Consider the following 16714-nt stretch of genomic DNA (forward strand, 5'->3'; position numbering starts at 1 on the left):
AATAAAAACGCGTACTCATCAGGCAATTACATTAATTGAGTGATTAGGTGACATAGATAAAACTCGCGTAAAGGATAAATGACCAAGCAACGTTAGCTCAAACCTTTACAAAATTATTCTGGTTATTTTTTAACCATGGTTATACATTAATATTCTCAGCTGAAGAACGTTAAAAACACTGAGTACATAGAACCAAGCAATAAATTACTCTCGATAGCATACTAATAAGACAGTCTAGTGTATTTAAACCTTGATACCCTGCGATCCCTTAACCCAATTGCAGGGTTCTTTTTATTTCCTGAAATACTCATTTATTTACATCGGCAAAATAAGCGAAAAATGACACTGTTGATATTCTGCTATAATTAAACAAGCACTATCTGATGACTTGTGTTTTTTTACAACGAGAGGAAGAAGATATGTTAAAAAAGATCAGTTTATTCGTATGCTCAATCGCGGTTATATTCTCTTTAACAGCCTGTAATACCACCAAAGGCGTCGGTGAAGATGTCGAGGCCGGAGGCGAAGCGATACAGAGAGCGGCTCAATAGTGACCCAAGGCAGGCTGAATTAGCGTCACTAAAGGCTACTTAATGTAGCCTTTATAATATGAATAGGGTTATTATTTTATTAATTATCTGAAGATCATTCATATATATTATTGGAATTTAATCGCCATATAATAGGTTATCGTAAAAACCTAACCTATTAATGTCAAAAAACCCCGCACTTGGCGAGGTTTTAAATATTGACCTAACTGGCCGCTAATTAGCTTGAGCTTTCATCGCACTTTTGCAAAAAATACATTTTGCACCATGTGGATTACTTACTGAAATATCAAACTGTGAAGTCCGATATTGTGAGCCGCTACAGCAAGGACATTTAAAATAAAAATAAATTTTTATTGTGCCCTTAAAGCGCAACTACATTTGCAGCAGCTGGACCTTTCATACCATTTTCAATGGTAAATGAAACTTGTTGGCCTTCAGCTAAAGATTTGAAGTTATCGCTCTGGATTGCAGAGAAGTGAACAAACACATCTTTACTGCCATCAGCAGGAGTAATAAAACCAAAACCTTTATCATCGTTAAACCATTTTACTGAACCAGTCATTGTATTAGACATAGAATTTCCTTTAATTTTTTAATTTTGCCATAAGGCATATGTGCGGTTTGTTTGGTATTTTTACTTATGGGAATTAATTAGAAGGAATTCGCAATGAAGAGGTATCTGAGATAGCGCTTAATGGTGAACATCTTAAAACTGACTAGCATAAATAGGCCTGTACTTCCAAACCAGTGAACGAATTAGACCACAAATATTTAGAGATAGCAAACTTTATTATACTAACCATTAAATAACTAGCTTTATAAGAGAAGTTTAATGACCAGGGTTTACGGCGCATAGGATAAATATGTTTATTTTATATTCCATCCAATAAAAACCCACTGTAAGCGGGCCTTGTAAGTTTTTTAAATGACTTCAATTAGCTCAAACTCTTCAGCAACTAGCTCCATATCATCAGAAAAACAGCCTTCTCGAGTAAAAAAGTCCTTATGACCCGCTCTCCAAAAATCTAAGCTTAAATCACCCTCACCTTCTTTCCTCGCAAACTCTTCAGTAACTTCATTAAACTTAATTAGTTTTAATGCTGTTGTCCGTATCACACACTTAGGCTCTTTAGCCCCATTAAGGATAATATTGATGCCACCAATTTTAATTAAATCTTCAGATAAATAGGATTTCAATGAACTACATGACGCTGTTTTACGCCCATTAACTACAAGAGCAACTAACTCATCAGCAAGTTCGGGGCTATCACCGAATGACCATACCGATGCATTTGGGTATTTAGTTTTTAATTTATCCAAAGTATTCATTATCAATCTCTCTATATTCTTTATTAGCCTGACAATATATATTTATTATGGTCACTTGTCATACTTGTGGCATATCACTAAACGCCCTATCTATTTCTTCATGAGGTTTTGGTAGATGGATAATAGAACGCAAATCTTTTAGAAAAGAAAGTCAGTGATAATGGAAACTTTAATGAAGGTTATGGAAATGGAGCAAGACTAATCACATGGCTAACGGACAAGCACGTGAAAGAGGCCCGTTCAGGAAAAATTAAAAGGCATTAATAAAGATATAAACCGACAAATCACTCAGGCTGTTAACGCTGGGAGCCGTAAAAATGCCCTCGATAAGCTCACTAGAATGGTTGTGATGACAGCCAAAAATCAAAACGCTATCAAGCACAAGTAACCCACCGCACCAACACTAATGTATAAACATAATAATGGAAACCGCTTTTCCAACACTTTCAGCTAACGTGAAAGGATGTGTAGGGAATAATTGCCCGAAAAATTGAATAGCAACAAATGAAGCTTCCATAAATAACACCTATACAAATCAGAATGCAATCATTTAAACAGAATAAATAATTGTTATCAATCGATAAGTAATGGTTTCCCACATCCTGAGGTAAGCATGAATATTGATAAATACAAATTACGTGTAACCCAAAACGTAAGTACACCATGAACCCCATATTTTAATTGCCCAGCCATAACAATAAAATTAACTCTTCAACCTAAAGGAGAGCTTGAATGGTTAATAATATATATAGTGTGGATAACTGAAAATGATGCCAGCTAAATTGATATTTTTGAGTATATCGAAATGTTCTACAACGTTAAACGCAGGCACGGTTCCAATAATCAACAGTCGCCTGTAGAGTATGAAAAACGGTATAAAGGAAAATTAGTGAGTGTCTACTGAATTGGTGGCTATTCACTATTCAAATAATACTTATCAGTCACGTAGCTACAACCTGAAAGCAAAATCACAAAAATAAAAGATAGAAGAATTCCCTTTTTCATACACCACCATAAATTTAACTTAAGATTTATTGATATTATCAAGGAAGCGAAAAAACCTCAATCAAGAGGCGTAATGTGTGATCTGGATTGCAAGCCCAAGGACGGGCTATCTACAGCAATCTTACTTAATTAAGCTAACTCTTATTTTATTGCTTATAACTACCCTATTATTATTCGCTATTTCTAACTCTCTTACAGTGAGGCCTTAGCCATGGGCGTATCAATCTATTATTCAGCAACTAGGAACTCCCTATTAACAACCACCGAAAAAGACTCATTTAACAATCTGGTGAATAAGTTAAATCAATCCTTTCCATACAAAAATGAAGCTGAAACTCTAAACTTTTATGAAGAGTTGTCTCAGGGGTTTATTTTAGAAGGCTCAACGAAACTGCCTTTAGAAGACGAAGCTATATTAATGGAATCAATCGAGTATTGGCTTGAAGCACTTTCGCAGTTAACTTTATCGCTATCTTCAGCAGATTGGATTGTAAATATTGAAGACAGCCCTGCCAGTTGGGTTAATGACCGATGGGTAATGCAATAAAATCAGCCCAAGGACAGGCTAGATTCCTACCGAGTGTTAGCTTAGCGGGAGTGCAAATTGAAGCAAACAAAAAGGCCGCATGAGCGACCTAATCAATGTTTTTGCTATTTGTTCATTACTTATTGACGTAATTTGCATACAGTATAAGTAATATTGGCGTCGCAATAATATCAGCAGCAATAGTAAATGGTGTAATCATAACATTGCCAGCCAATTTTCCAGCACTAAGTGATGTATATTCCTCTGAAGTATAAAACTCAACCTTATATGATTGGTTTAGCTTAGCATTGGGGGCTGATAGAAGAGTGATCCCGTCCCTATCAAATAAATAGCCACTTAGCGGGATTGTTTTAACCCATGACTTATCATTATCAAATCGCCTCTCACTAAAACCAAAATCCTTAAGGTTTTTCTCTTGTTCTGGACTTAACTTGTACTTTTTATCTATATAAACAAAGTAGCTGTCATTAAATTTTACTAGTCCTTCTTTGCGCTCATCTGGCTTTATCTCTATTCTAATAACTCCCTCAGGGTTATTAAATGCTGACAATGGAATTACTTTAACCAACTCATTTAATTTCATTAATTCAGCAGAGCCATTCGTGAGTATATAAACATATTTATCACCTAAAAAACCATAACCTGAAGTAGGAAGCTCAATATCTTTTAATTTTTTATTAGTTAGTTTATTTTTAACGCTAATATCTTTATATTCAAAAGCCGATACAATATTATCTTTTAAATCAACACTCGCCCTTGTTTTAGTCTCTTTTGCTGCGTTAGAATCCCAAACAGCTGCAGTTACGCACCCAGTAGAGCTTAAAATCGATACGCTCAAAAAGCACGCTAGTAATTTATTCATTCCATTATCTTAAAAGTTTAGCTTAAGTTCATCGGCATGTTATGGCAATGCTGCATTTAAGGCAATAAAAAACCCGCACTTGGCGGGTCCTTGTGAATTCTTATTATTTATTTAATATCTTTGGTGGGTATTGTTGTGGAATTCTGAGTTCGTAAAAATTCATAAATACGACCCTCATCATTGACAAGAAAATTGACCGTATTTTTACTCGAATAAGCAGATTCAAACTCCTGTAGAAGACTTAAGTTTTTGTGAACACTCGTTATTGTGTCCAAGCAGCCTTTTACTTTTTGACCAGTTGGTGCATCCCCAACGAAATAATACTGATTAAAAGTGCCATTCTTGTCTACCCCTTTGAGCGCAGCCTCTAATACTCCCGAATATTCCCCTTTAGATAAGGGCATTTCACATTCTAATGTTGATGCTATGCTTGCAGTTGAAAATAATACTAATCCTAGAATTGCCACAATTGATTTTTTCATGTTTCTATTTCCTTTATTGTGCGTAGAAGTCTCTATTAAATGCAATGTTCATCTGAGAATACATTTACTTCGTGTAAAGCATAGTTGATTTATTAATTTCCGCTTCAATTTCCCGTATTGCTTTCTTGTCTAAAACATCCAATTGCAGATATAAATCAGACCTTCAATTACTCCCCAACCTAGAACTGCACATGCAATGCCTAGGATAAGGAAAGCTGGTGCGTATGAGTCATTACCAAACATTAACAGCCCTCTAATAACACTCCGTTCTAATGTAATCTTGCAAGCCAAGTATCATTTGCTTTGACTCTGCAATTCTGTTTCTGAGTAACCAATAATTTCTGACAGCGGAGTCAGTAGGTCTGGTGGCGATTGCATCATCCAAGCCGGAGGTGGAATTGGTTTCGACTTTCGGACAACTGGCTCTGATGTACACCCGCTCAGGATTGCACTCAGCAGCAATACGCAACTGATCAATTTCAGCTTTTGCATTTGTGAGTTCCGTTGTGTGTTTGGTATCGAGCTCATGAAGGGAATTAATGCGCTCTTGGTAATCTTTATTGATTTTAACTTGCTCAGCTAGTTCAATGAGTAGCTTGGCATTCTTGGTGTTAAGTTCGCCTATCTTCTCGTACTGCTTCCACATTCCCCATATGGCCACCCATGCTGCGATAAATAACGCGACTCTGACTGTATTCATAGCGATTACCATATAGGAGATTAAAAATTAACTTGCCGACCCTTATAGAAGTCGATAGCTTTTTGGCAGCGCTTTTCTAAACTAGCTTTATCAATACCGCATGTGCTGTCTATTAGACGATAAGCACCGAACGCAATCATTGCTATCGTAAATAGCACAATGCAAATTGCAGCGACTACAGGTTTCCATGACATATTGCAGCCTCCGCTTCTCTGCGATTCACTAACCCACGCCATACCTTACCCCCCGCGTAAACCCATCTTTTTAGTTCTTCACAAGCACCGTATTGGTCACCTGCGTTAAGCTTTTTCAACATGGTCGACTTAGCAAATGCGCCGGTACCCACATTAAAAGCAAATGAATAAAGCGCGGCTTTGGTGTGTTCGCTTACAGGAACTTTAACTAGGCGATCGACCTGCAGTTTGGTTCTCATAAAATCCAGCTCTAACAGCTCGTTACATTCTTCTTTGGTATAAGTTTTATTGGGAACAATATCTTTCCCTGTGTGCCCATAGCAGACCGTCAGTACACCAATAACATCCTCGTAGGGCTCATATCTAACCCCCTCATAATGCGCAATCACGGATAAACCGATAGCCGAAGCCCCTGCACCAACAAGCACAGTGAGTTTTTGTTTGAGTGACATTAGATATCCTTAGGCGCTTTCGCCATAAGTTCGGCAGCTTTTCGTGCAATGGCTGAGGGGTTTTGTGGGTCAGTTTTATTAACAAGTTCTTCAAATAAACGCGTTCGCTTTCGCTGCTCTCGTCGATTCATAAAAAAGGTAATAAGACCAAGAATAATGCTAAACGCCATCCCGATAATAAAGCCCCACTCATAAAGTGATAGACTTGCAAAGAATGCTGTAAGCCCAGCACTGCCGTAGGCTGCGTTGCTGTATTTATCCATACGCATGATTTCACCCCCTACGGAGTGCCTGAGGTTGAGTTAATAGATAGCCGCACACAGCTCTTGTGTTAATTGATAACGAGGGTAATTGATTCTGTGGCGGCGTATACGAAAAAAGGCCGCACTAGGCGACCTCTTGAATGTGAACTATCCGGAAATTCCGGAGAGTTGGAATTAATAACAAAAATCAGATGATGATTTATATCATCGTTCCCACCGCCATTCCCAAGACTTGCTATCTCCACCTATGGAGCCTAAACTCTGAAGTCTTTCCCTATTTCGGTCGATCTCTATTTGCTTCATTCTACTCTCGATATTTTGCTTTTCATCTCTAGATAGATCTCTATAAATATACATAGCCTCAAGCGAGCTATATTCTCTATCTAAAGATTGGATTTTTCGTTGCGATGCTTCAGATTGCTCTTTTTCCCTCTTTCGCCTGTCATTCTCTTGCTTATCTCTTTCATATCTAAGATAATCCAACGAATAGGCATATGAGTCATCATTTTGACTTCTTACAGCGACTCTGTTTTGTTGTTGCTCTAATTCAACCTCAAACTTTGTTTTGCCGTGCCCCACTGAGTAGGTATTTATGGGTTTAACTCTGCTGGAAGATCCTTTAATTTTTTGGGTTTCACTTTTTATCTCCATTGCAGGTGTGGAGCATCCAAGCAAAAATAAGTAAGGTAATATTATTATCGCTTTCATATAGTCACTCTAAATAATTATCGGTATTAGATAGTATTCCAATAAATACTTTAGCGCTCAAAAATTCCATAATCGTTTTACTTATATTCAACAAAATACAATCGTTAGACTTTGAAAGCAAAAAACCCCACCGAAGTGAGGCTCTATTTTATTTCGCTTGGGATAATGAAATGCAAAATTCCCATCATTGGAAGCATGATAGTCCACTATCGCCATTCATGCAATGAATATTTCTAGTTAAGTGTTAATTTATGGAAATACTTTCTCTTTTTGTGACGATTGATAGTTGCTTTTCTGCGTTCTCCTGTTCTTTGAAACATTCCTGAATTAGCATTTCATAGAATGGCTTAATGTTTCTACGCCATGAAGTTTCGGGCAAATCAAAAACCTTATCGCAGATTTCACGCCTTACATCCTCAGCCGATAACCGTGAATATCCACGCCCCGAGCATTTGCAGCATGTTTTGCAAATTATTTTAGTGGTATCTCGAACCTCTCTTGCAGTGTTAGCTATCCGAAGTGGCGCTAGCCCTCCTGAAGATACAAATACCTTTGCCTTAGTGGAATATTTAGTATCGAACACCTCGGCTTCAATAAATCCCCCGTGACAATCAGGGCAAGCCTTTTTACTGACTGCGCTTCTTGCATAGTCCTGAAATGCATAATTTGCGAGTATTTGCAGAACTGATGACCTATCATCTTCATTAAGCTTTTGGATAGCACTGTATTTATGCGCCTGAGTTAGTGCATATTGATAGAGACTTTCCACCGCTTCATCTGGCTTATTGATACCGTGTTTCGCCAAAAACAATTCAATCCCCATTCTCGCTTTCGAGGTCGCCAAACCAAGCGAGGCCATTACATCGGTGACTGTTAGGTTATCTGAAGCTGTAGCGGCTGGAGAGTCACTAAACATTGGGCTCTTAGGTGAAAAGTACTCAGGTAAGTCTTCGAGTCTCATCTTACCTCCGGCAATACTGTGTGATCCCTATCTCAACCTACTGAGTAAACAATCGACTTTCCTCTTTGTTGCGCATCAAAAGTTTTCACAACAGCCAGATTTCCTAGTGGAAGCTGAATAACACTAAATTTGGCGCGATGAAGTGATTCTCTTGATTTTCTTCTAGCCGCTGCTATTGCAACGCGAAGATTTTTGTATTTATCAGTCATTGCACATCCCCCATCTGATAAGTTATGCCGTGCTGATACCAATCAGGTAACGTGAACTCAATAGGATTAGCTTGGGAAGATATAGACATGGTCGAGAAAACACTAATGGTTAGACGCAACATATTTGCACCATCCAAGTTTTCATATCCCAAAACCAGCGCTGGGACAGATAGGGTCATTCATCTTGTTGATGCTGCATTTAATTGCTTGAAAAACCAATCTGCATATACAAAGCTAACGCAGCAGATAGATATAAATGTAAATACCAGAGAATTTAAAAAAATAAGGAAGGATAAATGCACGTTTGTGTTTCACACATCAATTGTAAGCGTCAATGGCGGCACTAGTAAATATTATTCTCCCGGTGGATTCTCACAAATATGGAAATCATTAATTCGAAAATCAGGAGTTAGACATAGAAAATCATACCAAACTAGGCACACATACGCATGCTGGATGCTAAGCACAGGCGCAAACCCTTCGTTTATAGCGACACAAATGGGACACTCATCCTCAAAGATGGTTCATGATGTTTATGGCCTTGGATGCCTGAGAACGACCAAGACCAAATTTCTTTATTAAACCAAAGATTGAGTAATAATGTCCCCTATGCGTCCCCAAATGGAATTGAAATTAACAATACTCTTTTTAATTCAAATAGATAACCATATCACACTGGCATTGACATAATTTCTTGGTATGCAGCCACCAGCTTATTTCTGACTTGTATGCCCATTTGGAGGCTTAAACTCGCTTTTTGCATATCAACCATCACATCATTCAAAGAAATATCTTGTTTTCCTAACGTAAAGTTTTCAACTTGCTTAGCAGAATCATTACGTGTTTTATTTATTTGATTCACAGAGGCGACCAGATGATCAGCAAAACCGACGGGTTCTATTATAGGTTTTGTTGGGTTCGTTGCCTGAGTTGCCACAACATTTAATTGTGATACAACTCCTTCAATCGCTTGAACTGTCATTTTATTCTCTTCTTATATAGTGTGAATTTTTGTCACAAATTTATTTAGCAAGCTTACCCTACCACACCCTTTTTAACTTGAAGCCGATAAATAACACCTAAATTATAGGCTGATTCCGTCATTAGAACCCTACAAAACAATAAATAATAGCAAAGTGAAAAAGTGACGTTACGAAGAGGGAAATAACATTGTTTCACCAAAAGTATTTTCATCCGTCTAGTAGTCTGCCAAGCAGGGAATATTTATGAGTGCCGCATCTAAAGACACGGGGGAGGCCAAAAAGGGTTTTGCCTCAATAGTTGATCGTATTAAAGCTGATCCTAAAATACCGTTAATGATTGCGGCGGCTGCAGCTGTTTCAATTATTGTTGCCCTACTTCTCTGGTTACGCAGTCCTGACTATCGCGTACTTCTTAGTAATCTTAGTGCTAAAGATGGTGGCGATATTGTCAGCCAATTAACTCAGATGAATGTGCCATATCAAATCGCTGATAATGGTAGCGCCATTTTAGTTCCTGCAGATAAAGTGCATGAATTACGTTTGAAGCTCGCCCAATCTGGTTTACCTAAAGGGGGGAATACTGGCTTTGAATTATTAGATAAAGAACAGTTTGGTATTAGCCAATTTAGTGAACAAATTAACTACCAGCGTGCTTTAGAGGGTGAATTATCTCGCACTATCGAATCGTTGAGCCCCGTGCAAAGTGCGCGTGTACATTTAGCAATCCCAAAACCGACACTATTTGTCCGTGAGCAAAAGTTGCCTACAGCTTCTGTCACGGTAGGTTTATTACCGGGAAGAATGCTCGACGAAGGGCAAATTAGCGCCATTGTGCATATGGTCTCAAGTAGCGTAACAGGATTAACTGCAAGTAATGTAATTATAGTCGACCAAGCGGGACGCTTGCTCACAAATAATGATAACAGCCAGCAATCAGCTAATAGCGCACAAATTAAGATGACCAAAGAGATGGAATCTCATCTCAAACAACGCATTGAAGATATTTTGTCACCATTAGTTGGGCGTGCCAATATTCATGCACAAGTCACCGCGCAAATGGATTTCTCCAAGGTTGAGCAAACCTCCGAAGAATATAAGCCGAACCAAACACCGGACAGCGCCGCTATTCGTTCCCGCCAGAACAGCCAAAGTATGCAAAACAATAATGGCGGCACGGGGGGTGTCCCGGGGGCATTGTCGAATCAACCGGTTAGCGCACCGAATGCGCCAATTGAAACTAACAAAGACAATAAAGACGCACAGCAAACCACCAATAACCGTAATAACACGACTAACTCGCAAAGCGATGAAACCACAAATTACGAAGTAGATCGCAAAATTAGCCATACTCAACGGCAAATTGGCGTCGTTGATAGGCTCTCGGTCGCAGTTATTGTTAATTACCATTCACAAGAAGGCGAAAATGGGCCAGAAATGAAACCATTGCCGCCAGAGATGCTACAGCAAATTGAAGCGTTAACACGAGAAGCGATGGGCTTTTCTTCAGCACGAGGAGACTCAATCAACATCACTAACTCCTTATTTACTGATGATACGCCTGTTGAAGTAGAGCCATCATTACTGTCCAATCCACAGTTGATTACACAACTTTTGGATTACGGAAAAATATTGCTCATCACCCTCATTGCTTGGTTTATGTGGCGCTTCGGTATCAAACCTCAATGGGTTAAATATCGTAAAACACAACAAGCCCAAGTTGATGCTGAAATTTTTGTCGCAACTCAGGCAAAAGCACCGTTCGTGGTAGATGAAGAAATAAACGAAGACATGGATGAGCAAACACGCCGCCGTCTTACTCGCCAGCGTGTTAGTGCAGAGATCCAAAGCCAACGTATACGTGAAATGGCAGAGAAAGACCCACAAGTCGTGGCAATGGTTATCCGTCAGTGGTTAGGAAAATCCCTATGAGTTTAAGTGGAACAGAAAAAAGTGCCGTAATGTTAATGACACTCGGTGAAGATCAGGCTGCGGAAGTATTTAAGCATCTAAACCCTAAAGAAGTTCAACAATTGAGTATGGCGGTGTCTAACATGCGCCAAATCTCCAATAACGAACTTGCGGAAGTGCTAACTGAATTTGAAGAGTCAGCAATTCAATTCGCGGCCTTAAATATCAACACAAATGATTACCTGCGTTCTGTACTGGTCAAAGCATTGGGTGAGGAACGCGCAGCTAGCTTACTTGAAGATATCTTTGAAAAACAAGAAACCACCTCAGGTATCGAAAGCCTCAACTACATGGAGCCACAAACTGTTGCCGATATTATCCGTGATGAACATCCACAGATTATCGCCACAATTTTAGTCCACTTGAAACGTAACCTCGCTGCGGACGTACTTGAATTATTTGAAGAGCGCCAACGCAATGACATTATGCTACGTATCGCTACTTTTGGTGGAGTGCAACCTGCAGCCCTAGCGGAACTGACCGAAGTCTTAAACAACTTATTGGACGGCCAAAACCTCAAACGCAGCAAAATGGGTGGCGTAAGAACAGCAGCAGAAATTATCAACTTAATGAAAAGCCAACAAGAAGAAAGCGTTATCGATGCAATGCGGGATTACGATGGCGAATTGGCTCAACGCATTATTGATGAAATGTTCCTGTTCGAAAACCTTATCGAAGTGGACAACCGCAGTATCCAACGTATTTTGCAAGAAGTGTCAACCGACTCACTGGTCATTGCCCTCAAAGGCAGCAATCAAGCCCTGCGCGACCACTTCCTCAACAATATGGCGGTTCGCGCTGCCGAAATTGTTCGCGACGACTTGGAATCGCGTTCACCGGTTCGCATGTCCCAAGTGGAAAACGAGCAAAAAGCGATCCTGCTTATCGTTCGTCGTTTAGTAGAAAAAGGCGAAATCGCCATCGGTGGTGGAGACGATGTGTATGTCTAATTCAACAACGCCTAACGACCAATGGCAGCCTTGGCAACTGCGTGAGCTTAACCAATGGGATCTTAATTCAACTTTAAATGAAGCTCCTGAGCCAGACGCACCAAAAGTGCCATGCTTAGAGCCGAAAGAAGTCTTAGAGCAAATCAACTTGCTCGATAACATAAAAGAAGATGCGCAGCGTACAGGTTATCAACAAGGCTATGAACAAGGCCAAAAAGAGGGTTATCAAGCCGGGTTTGAACAAGGTTTACGTGCTGGCGAAGAGCAAGGGCGTGAGCAAGCACTTGCTTTGCAACAACCCGTCATTGAGACATGGCAAAAATTGTTATCTGAGTTCAATTATTCTCTTGATACCTTTGATACGGTTGTTACCACAAAGCTGCTACAAATTGCATTAACAGCTGCAAAACAAGTGTTGGGTCAATCTACTGTATGTGATGGTACTGCATTACTTGAGGAAATCAGTAACTTATTACAGCAAAAACCTATTTTTGCGGGTCAACCAGAATTACATGTTAACCCCAATCATTTTGAGTTGATTGAACAGCACCTTGGTTCACTCTTAAATCTGAATGGTTGGCGGTTAGTCGCAGACCCTAAGCTGCATATTGGGGGTTGTCGTGTGGTCGCTGAAGATGGCGAAATCGATATGACCGTCGCAACACGTTGGCAAGAATTGTGCCGTTTATATGCACCGGAGAGCTTTACATGACCGCACGTTTGGGACGCTGGATTGCCTCGCTTGACGATTTTGAATCGCGGATGAAAGGCATTCCGATGGTACGCCGTTATGGCCGCCTAACAAAAATTACGGGCTTAGTCATGGAAGCCGAGGGGATTAAAATGCCCTTAGGGGCAACCTGCTTTATTGAACGCTCCATTAATGGCGGTACAGACGAAGTTGTGTGTGAAGTCGTCGGTTTTAGTGGGCCTAGAATGTTGTTGATGCCATTAGCCGACCTCGAAGGTATCTCCCCAGGTGCTCGTGTCTATGCTCAATCAACGGGGGATGACGGGCAAACCAGCCGCTTACTCCCTATTGGTAATGAACTATTAGGGCGAGTGCTTGATGCACAAGGCACCCCATTAGATGGCAAAGGCCCACTCGAAGTTAAAACGCGAGCCCCATTAATCACACCCCCCATTAATCCTCTTGAGCGCACACCAATCAGTAGTGTGCTCGATGTCGGTGTACGAGCAATCAACGCGTTATTGACTGTGGGTAGAGGGCAACGCATGGGCCTGTTTGCTGGCTCAGGCGTAGGGAAAAGTGTATTACTTGGCATGATGGCACGCTTTACCCAAGCCGATATCATCGTCGTTGGGCTGATTGGGGAACGTGGCCGTGAAGTTAAAGATTTTATTGAAAATATTTTAGGCACTGACGGTTTAAAACGTGCAGTGGTGGTTGCTGCACCTGCTGATGTTTCCCCCCTCTTACGTATGCAAGGTGCATCTTATGCCACGCGTATCGCCGAATATTTCCGCGATCAAGGCCTCAGCGTGTTGCTGATCATGGATTCCCTTACTCGCTACAGTATGGCTCAACGCGAAATCGCCTTAGCCATCGGTGAACCACCAGCAACGAAAGGCTACCCCCCTTCTGTTTTTGCCAAGCTACCCGCACTCGTTGAGCGCGCAGGTAATGGCAAGAATGGCGGCTCGATCACCGCTTTTTATACCGTATTAACTGAAGGCGATGACCAACAAGACCCGATCGCAGATTCTGCTCGCGCCATCCTTGATGGTCACATTGTGCTTTCTCGTTCTTTAGCAGAGTCAGGGCACTACCCAGCTATTGACATTGAAGCGTCCATTAGCCGTGCAATGACTGAACTGATCCCAAAAGAACATTACCGAAAAATTCAGCGTTTTAAACAACTCACCTCTAGCTATCAACGCAACCGCGATTTAATCAACGTGGGGGCTTATGCAATGGGAAGTGACCCAATGCTGGATACTGCAATTCAATATTACCCACGTATGTCTAAGTTTTTACAGCAAGATATTGATGAACGTTGTGATTACCAAACTGCTTGCGAGCAATTACAGCAAGTGGTACCTAGCGAGTAACGAGGGGATAAATGGCCAATAACAATGCCTTAACGACATTACTCAGTTTAGCCGTAGAAGCCTCCGAAGAGGCAGCAAAGGTGTTAGCGCAAGTACGCCAAACTCATACACAAATGGCGCAACAATTAACCATGCTGGAGAATTATCAAACCGAATATCGGCAAACATTAAACCAGACATTGCACAGCGGAATGGCCTCCGATAAATGGCAAAATTACCAGCAATTTCTCGTCACGTTAGAGCTAACCATTGAACAACAGCAGCAACAACTTAATTTGTGGGAACAAAAAGTGGATGAGGCTAATCGTCATTGGCAAGAAAAACAACAACGGGTCAATGCGTTTGATACTTTGATACAACGCGCTGAACACACCGAACATCAACGTCAAAATCGTATAGAGCAAAAACAAATGGATGAATTTGCCCAACGAGCGACTTTACGGAGACCACAATAAATGGACATCAACGCGACTATCGTACCTGTTGCACCGCCAGCAAAGACCATAAAAAGTGCTAATGAACAGCAAAATGGCCCCAAGGATGACGAAAACCAAGCTCCCGCATTACCATTTCAAGCGCTACTTGATAACCAACAACCCGCGCCCAAAAATACGGCTGTAAACACGGCCGTTGATGAACAAGCCCTGAATAAAGAAATTGTCGCCGATAAGTTAGCGGTTTCAGATAAAACAAGCGCGTCTCCGGCAAGCAAAACACCCACTCATGGTGAGAACACCCTTGAGCAGCTTAATTTCACCCGCAATCTTAGAGGTGACGGCGTACAAACCGCTCTACAATCTGAGCTGTTAGTCGGGGAAAATTCAAGCGAACAACCTTGGCTCAATAATTTAAAGTTATCGCTTTCTAGTCAAATACATCCATCAGCTAATGGGCAACTTGCCGCTGAGTCGCTCCCTAAGTTAGGCGCGTTTAACCAAAAGATGCAGCAACTAAATGGTGACCTTGAAGATATCACACTAACTAGTGACAAACTGCTAGATAAGAGCCAATTAGTGCTTGATGAACAAGAAGATAAACCGGCAATAACGGCGTTTATTAAAAACGAAAAGGATGAGCGTCGCGATCAGCCCCTTTTACCGTTAGATAATCAACGTGACGTTCGTAGTAAAAACCTGACAGCGGATTTTATGCCATTAAATAAAAAAGTGAGCGATAAAGAGCCGCAGTCTGGCCTACCCACTTTTTCGACTGATACGCTTGGTTCAAGCGGGAAAGGTGCTTTTGTCACACAAAGCGAAACGAGTGCCTTTACCACGGCCACAACACACCAGACATCAACTCAACCAATTAGCATGATGCCAACAACCTCTGTCGCACAAGCCGCTGCAATGAACGCTCCGACCGTAGCGCCAACCTTGCATCTCACTAGCCAATTAGGCAGCGAAGCTTGGCAACAACAGTTAAGCCAACACATGTTATTTTTCTCCCGACAAGGTGTTTCTCAGGCGCAAATTCGCTTACATCCTGAAGAGTTAGGCTCACTCAATGTGCATTTACGCATTGAAGATAACCAAGCCGTCATGCACTTTGTTTCGCCTCACAGCCATGTTCGCGCCGCGATGGAGTCCATGATGCCTGTATTACGTAATGCGCTACAAGAAAGTGGCATTCACTTAGCTCAAGGCTCTGTGGGGCAAGATAACTTGGGTAACTCATCAGATAATCAACAGCACAACACGCATCAACATGATGGCCATATTCAAGCCACTCATGCAACGGCCGGTGCCGTTGGTATCAGTGAAGCGAATGCTTCTGTTGCCGCTCAAAAGTCGGTATCTAGGCAAGGTGGGATTAACACTTTTGCATAATAAGTAAACGAAATGCGGTAATTTCCTAGCTAAAGCGCCGAGTTACCGCCTTTTTGTTTCGTTTTTCACTCCTTTAACTCTTAGCAATCAAGCGATAATGCTAGAGATCATAAAGTAAAAAACCCATTTGGGTTTAGCATCCAAGAAACAGGAATTCAGCTAACATGTCGTCACGCAAAGAATCAAAAAGTTCTCATAAAGGGTTGATCATTCTGCTTGCCCTTATTGCCTTAGCAGGGGCTGGTTTTGGTGGTTACACCTGGTGGACGACACAGCAAAACACTCAAACGGCTAGTGAAGAAGAAAAACGTCCGAACATGCCACAACCCATTTTTATGGAGTTAGAGCCATTTACCGTGAATTTAGCCGGTGCTGATAATGGCCCTGATCGTGTGCTCTATATTCATATAACCTTGCGACTTGCAAATGAAAAATCTCGTAAACAACTTCATGAATATCTCCCTGAAGTACGTAGTCGCTTACTACTATTACTATCAGAACAAAAATCAAAAAATATTGAAGTTCATGAAGGCAAGTTGCAGCTAATGAAAGACATTAAGCAAACACTCACCCCTACCCTGATCCCGGGGGATACCGATCAGGATATTTCTGATGTGTTATTTACTACTTTTATTCTGCGGTAATATT

Annotated in this window: 23 protein-coding genes and 2 pseudogenes; 11 read left to right on the forward strand and 14 right to left on the reverse strand. The window is 40.9% G+C overall.

The features are described from left to right. Positions 1 to 419 precede the first annotated feature (419 nt). Entirely contained in the window at positions 420 to 551 is a 132-nt protein-coding gene (locus M1F14_RS16685) for an entericidin A/B family lipoprotein (RefSeq protein WP_048606810.1), read from the forward strand. Between the two features lie 231 nt (positions 552 to 782). Here M1F14_RS16685 and M1F14_RS16690 read toward each other — a convergent pair. The 3 genes and pseudogenes from M1F14_RS16690 to M1F14_RS16700 all read right to left on the reverse strand — a co-directional run. Beyond that, positions 783 to 905, reverse strand: a pseudogene (locus M1F14_RS16690) (cold-shock protein); the annotation flags it as partial. Positions 906 to 912: 7 nt separating this feature from the next. After that, positions 913 to 1125, reverse strand: coding sequence for an RNA chaperone/antiterminator CspA (cspA, locus tag M1F14_RS16695; protein WP_042844225.1), 213 nt, complete (start codon positions 1123 to 1125; stop codon positions 913 to 915). A gap of 347 nt (positions 1126 to 1472) precedes the next feature. Beyond that, on the reverse strand, positions 1473 to 1880 hold the full coding sequence (locus M1F14_RS16700) for an ASCH domain-containing protein (RefSeq protein ID WP_042844226.1): 408 nt from the start codon (positions 1878 to 1880) through the stop codon (positions 1473 to 1475). Positions 1881 to 2664: 784 nt separating this feature from the next. On the opposite strand from M1F14_RS16700, the pseudogene M1F14_RS16705 reads away from it, so the two are divergent. Continuing rightward, a pseudogene (locus M1F14_RS16705) lies at positions 2665 to 2784 on the forward strand (IS3 family transposase); the annotation flags it as partial. A 312-nt stretch (positions 2785 to 3096) separates the two neighbouring features. Continuing rightward, the gene (locus M1F14_RS16710; protein ID WP_042844228.1) at positions 3097 to 3432 is read left to right on the forward strand and encodes a hypothetical protein; all 336 of its coding nucleotides are present in this window, start codon (positions 3097 to 3099) and stop codon (positions 3430 to 3432) included. Positions 3433 to 3547: 115 nt separating this feature from the next. Here M1F14_RS16710 and M1F14_RS16715 read toward each other — a convergent pair whose 3' ends face one another. The 10 genes from M1F14_RS16715 to M1F14_RS16760 form a co-directional block, all read right to left on the reverse strand. After that, complete coding sequence (locus M1F14_RS16715) at positions 3548 to 4294, reverse strand: hypothetical protein (RefSeq protein ID WP_071547938.1); 747 nt, start codon at positions 4292 to 4294, stop codon at positions 3548 to 3550. A 107-nt stretch (positions 4295 to 4401) separates the two neighbouring features. After that, on the reverse strand, positions 4402 to 4776 hold the full coding sequence (locus tag M1F14_RS16720; RefSeq protein WP_042844230.1) for a hypothetical protein: 375 nt from the start codon (positions 4774 to 4776) through the stop codon (positions 4402 to 4404). Positions 4777 to 5029: 253 nt separating this feature from the next. Further along, positions 5030 to 5476 carry a lysis protein gene (locus tag M1F14_RS16725; RefSeq protein ID WP_232370523.1) on the reverse strand — a complete coding sequence of 149 codons (447 nt, stop codon included), beginning with the start codon at positions 5474 to 5476 and terminating at the stop codon, positions 5030 to 5032. A 20-nt stretch (positions 5477 to 5496) separates the two neighbouring features. Further along, a complete protein-coding gene (locus M1F14_RS16730) occupies positions 5497 to 5670 on the reverse strand; it encodes a hypothetical protein (protein ID WP_173424798.1) in 174 nt (57 codons plus the stop codon). Next, positions 5652 to 6122 (reverse strand): lysozyme, encoded by a 471-nt coding sequence (locus M1F14_RS16735; RefSeq protein ID WP_181469207.1) that lies wholly within the window; start codon positions 6120 to 6122, stop codon positions 5652 to 5654. Before M1F14_RS16735 ends, M1F14_RS16730 begins: the two co-directional genes overlap by 19 nt. Beyond that, complete coding sequence (locus M1F14_RS16740) at positions 6122 to 6391, reverse strand: HP1 family phage holin (protein ID WP_181469206.1); 270 nt, start codon at positions 6389 to 6391, stop codon at positions 6122 to 6124. The genes M1F14_RS16735 and M1F14_RS16740 overlap by 1 nt, the downstream gene beginning before the upstream one ends. Positions 6392 to 6589: 198 nt before the next feature. Continuing rightward, complete coding sequence (locus M1F14_RS16745) at positions 6590 to 7093, reverse strand: hypothetical protein (RefSeq protein ID WP_048606800.1); 504 nt, start codon at positions 7091 to 7093, stop codon at positions 6590 to 6592. Between the two features lie 244 nt (positions 7094 to 7337). Then, entirely contained in the window at positions 7338 to 8054 is a 717-nt protein-coding gene (locus tag M1F14_RS16750) for an antitermination protein (RefSeq protein WP_181469205.1), read from the reverse strand. Between the two features lie 32 nt (positions 8055 to 8086). After that, entirely contained in the window at positions 8087 to 8263 is a 177-nt protein-coding gene (locus tag M1F14_RS16755; protein ID WP_155405727.1) for a hypothetical protein, read from the reverse strand. Next, the gene (locus M1F14_RS16760) at positions 8260 to 8442 is read right to left on the reverse strand and encodes a hypothetical protein (protein ID WP_230683858.1); all 183 of its coding nucleotides are present in this window, start codon (positions 8440 to 8442) and stop codon (positions 8260 to 8262) included. The genes M1F14_RS16755 and M1F14_RS16760 overlap by 4 nt, the downstream gene beginning before the upstream one ends. Here M1F14_RS16760 and M1F14_RS16765 point away from each other — a divergent pair. Further along, the gene (locus M1F14_RS16765) at positions 8369 to 8845 is read left to right on the forward strand and encodes a tyrosine-type recombinase/integrase (RefSeq protein ID WP_230683857.1); all 477 of its coding nucleotides are present in this window, start codon (positions 8369 to 8371) and stop codon (positions 8843 to 8845) included. The genes M1F14_RS16760 and M1F14_RS16765 overlap by 74 nt on opposite strands. A gap of 88 nt (positions 8846 to 8933) precedes the next feature. On the opposite strand, the gene fliE is transcribed toward M1F14_RS16765, so the two are convergent. After that, positions 8934 to 9245, reverse strand: coding sequence for a flagellar hook-basal body complex protein FliE (fliE, locus tag M1F14_RS16770; RefSeq protein WP_042844236.1), 312 nt, complete (start codon positions 9243 to 9245; stop codon positions 8934 to 8936). Positions 9246 to 9489: 244 nt separating this feature from the next. On the opposite strand from fliE, the gene fliF reads away from it, so the two are divergent. From fliF to fliL, 7 genes are all read left to right on the forward strand, one after another. Continuing rightward, positions 9490 to 11175, forward strand: a complete 1686-nt coding sequence (gene fliF, locus M1F14_RS16775) for a flagellar basal-body MS-ring/collar protein FliF (RefSeq protein WP_131679923.1) — start codon at positions 9490 to 9492, stop codon at positions 11173 to 11175. Beyond that, positions 11172 to 12164, forward strand: a complete 993-nt coding sequence (gene fliG / locus M1F14_RS16780; RefSeq protein WP_042844239.1) for a flagellar motor switch protein FliG — start codon at positions 11172 to 11174, stop codon at positions 12162 to 12164. Before fliF ends, fliG begins: the two co-directional genes overlap by 4 nt. Next, complete coding sequence (gene fliH, locus M1F14_RS16785; protein ID WP_042844240.1) at positions 12157 to 12876, forward strand: flagellar assembly protein FliH; 720 nt, start codon at positions 12157 to 12159, stop codon at positions 12874 to 12876. Before fliG ends, fliH begins: the two co-directional genes overlap by 8 nt. Beyond that, a complete protein-coding gene (gene fliI, locus M1F14_RS16790; protein ID WP_042844241.1) occupies positions 12873 to 14237 on the forward strand; it encodes a flagellar protein export ATPase FliI in 1365 nt (454 codons plus the stop codon). Before fliH ends, fliI begins: the two co-directional genes overlap by 4 nt. Before the next feature lie 11 nt (positions 14238 to 14248). Then, positions 14249 to 14692: a flagellar export protein FliJ gene (fliJ, locus tag M1F14_RS16795; protein ID WP_042844242.1), complete on the forward strand. Its 444-nt coding sequence runs from the start codon at positions 14249 to 14251 to the stop codon at positions 14690 to 14692. Then, complete coding sequence (locus M1F14_RS16800; protein WP_181469204.1) at positions 14693 to 16066, forward strand: flagellar hook-length control protein FliK; 1374 nt, start codon at positions 14693 to 14695, stop codon at positions 16064 to 16066. A 164-nt stretch (positions 16067 to 16230) separates the two neighbouring features. Continuing rightward, a complete protein-coding gene (fliL, locus tag M1F14_RS16805; protein WP_042844245.1) occupies positions 16231 to 16710 on the forward strand; it encodes a flagellar basal body-associated protein FliL in 480 nt (159 codons plus the stop codon). The last annotated feature ends 4 nt before the right edge of the window (positions 16711 to 16714 follow it).

The sequence above is a fragment of the Providencia sp. PROV003 genome, from assembly GCF_045040775.1.
Classification (GTDB): Bacteria; Pseudomonadota; Gammaproteobacteria; order Enterobacterales; family Enterobacteriaceae; genus Providencia; species Providencia huashanensis.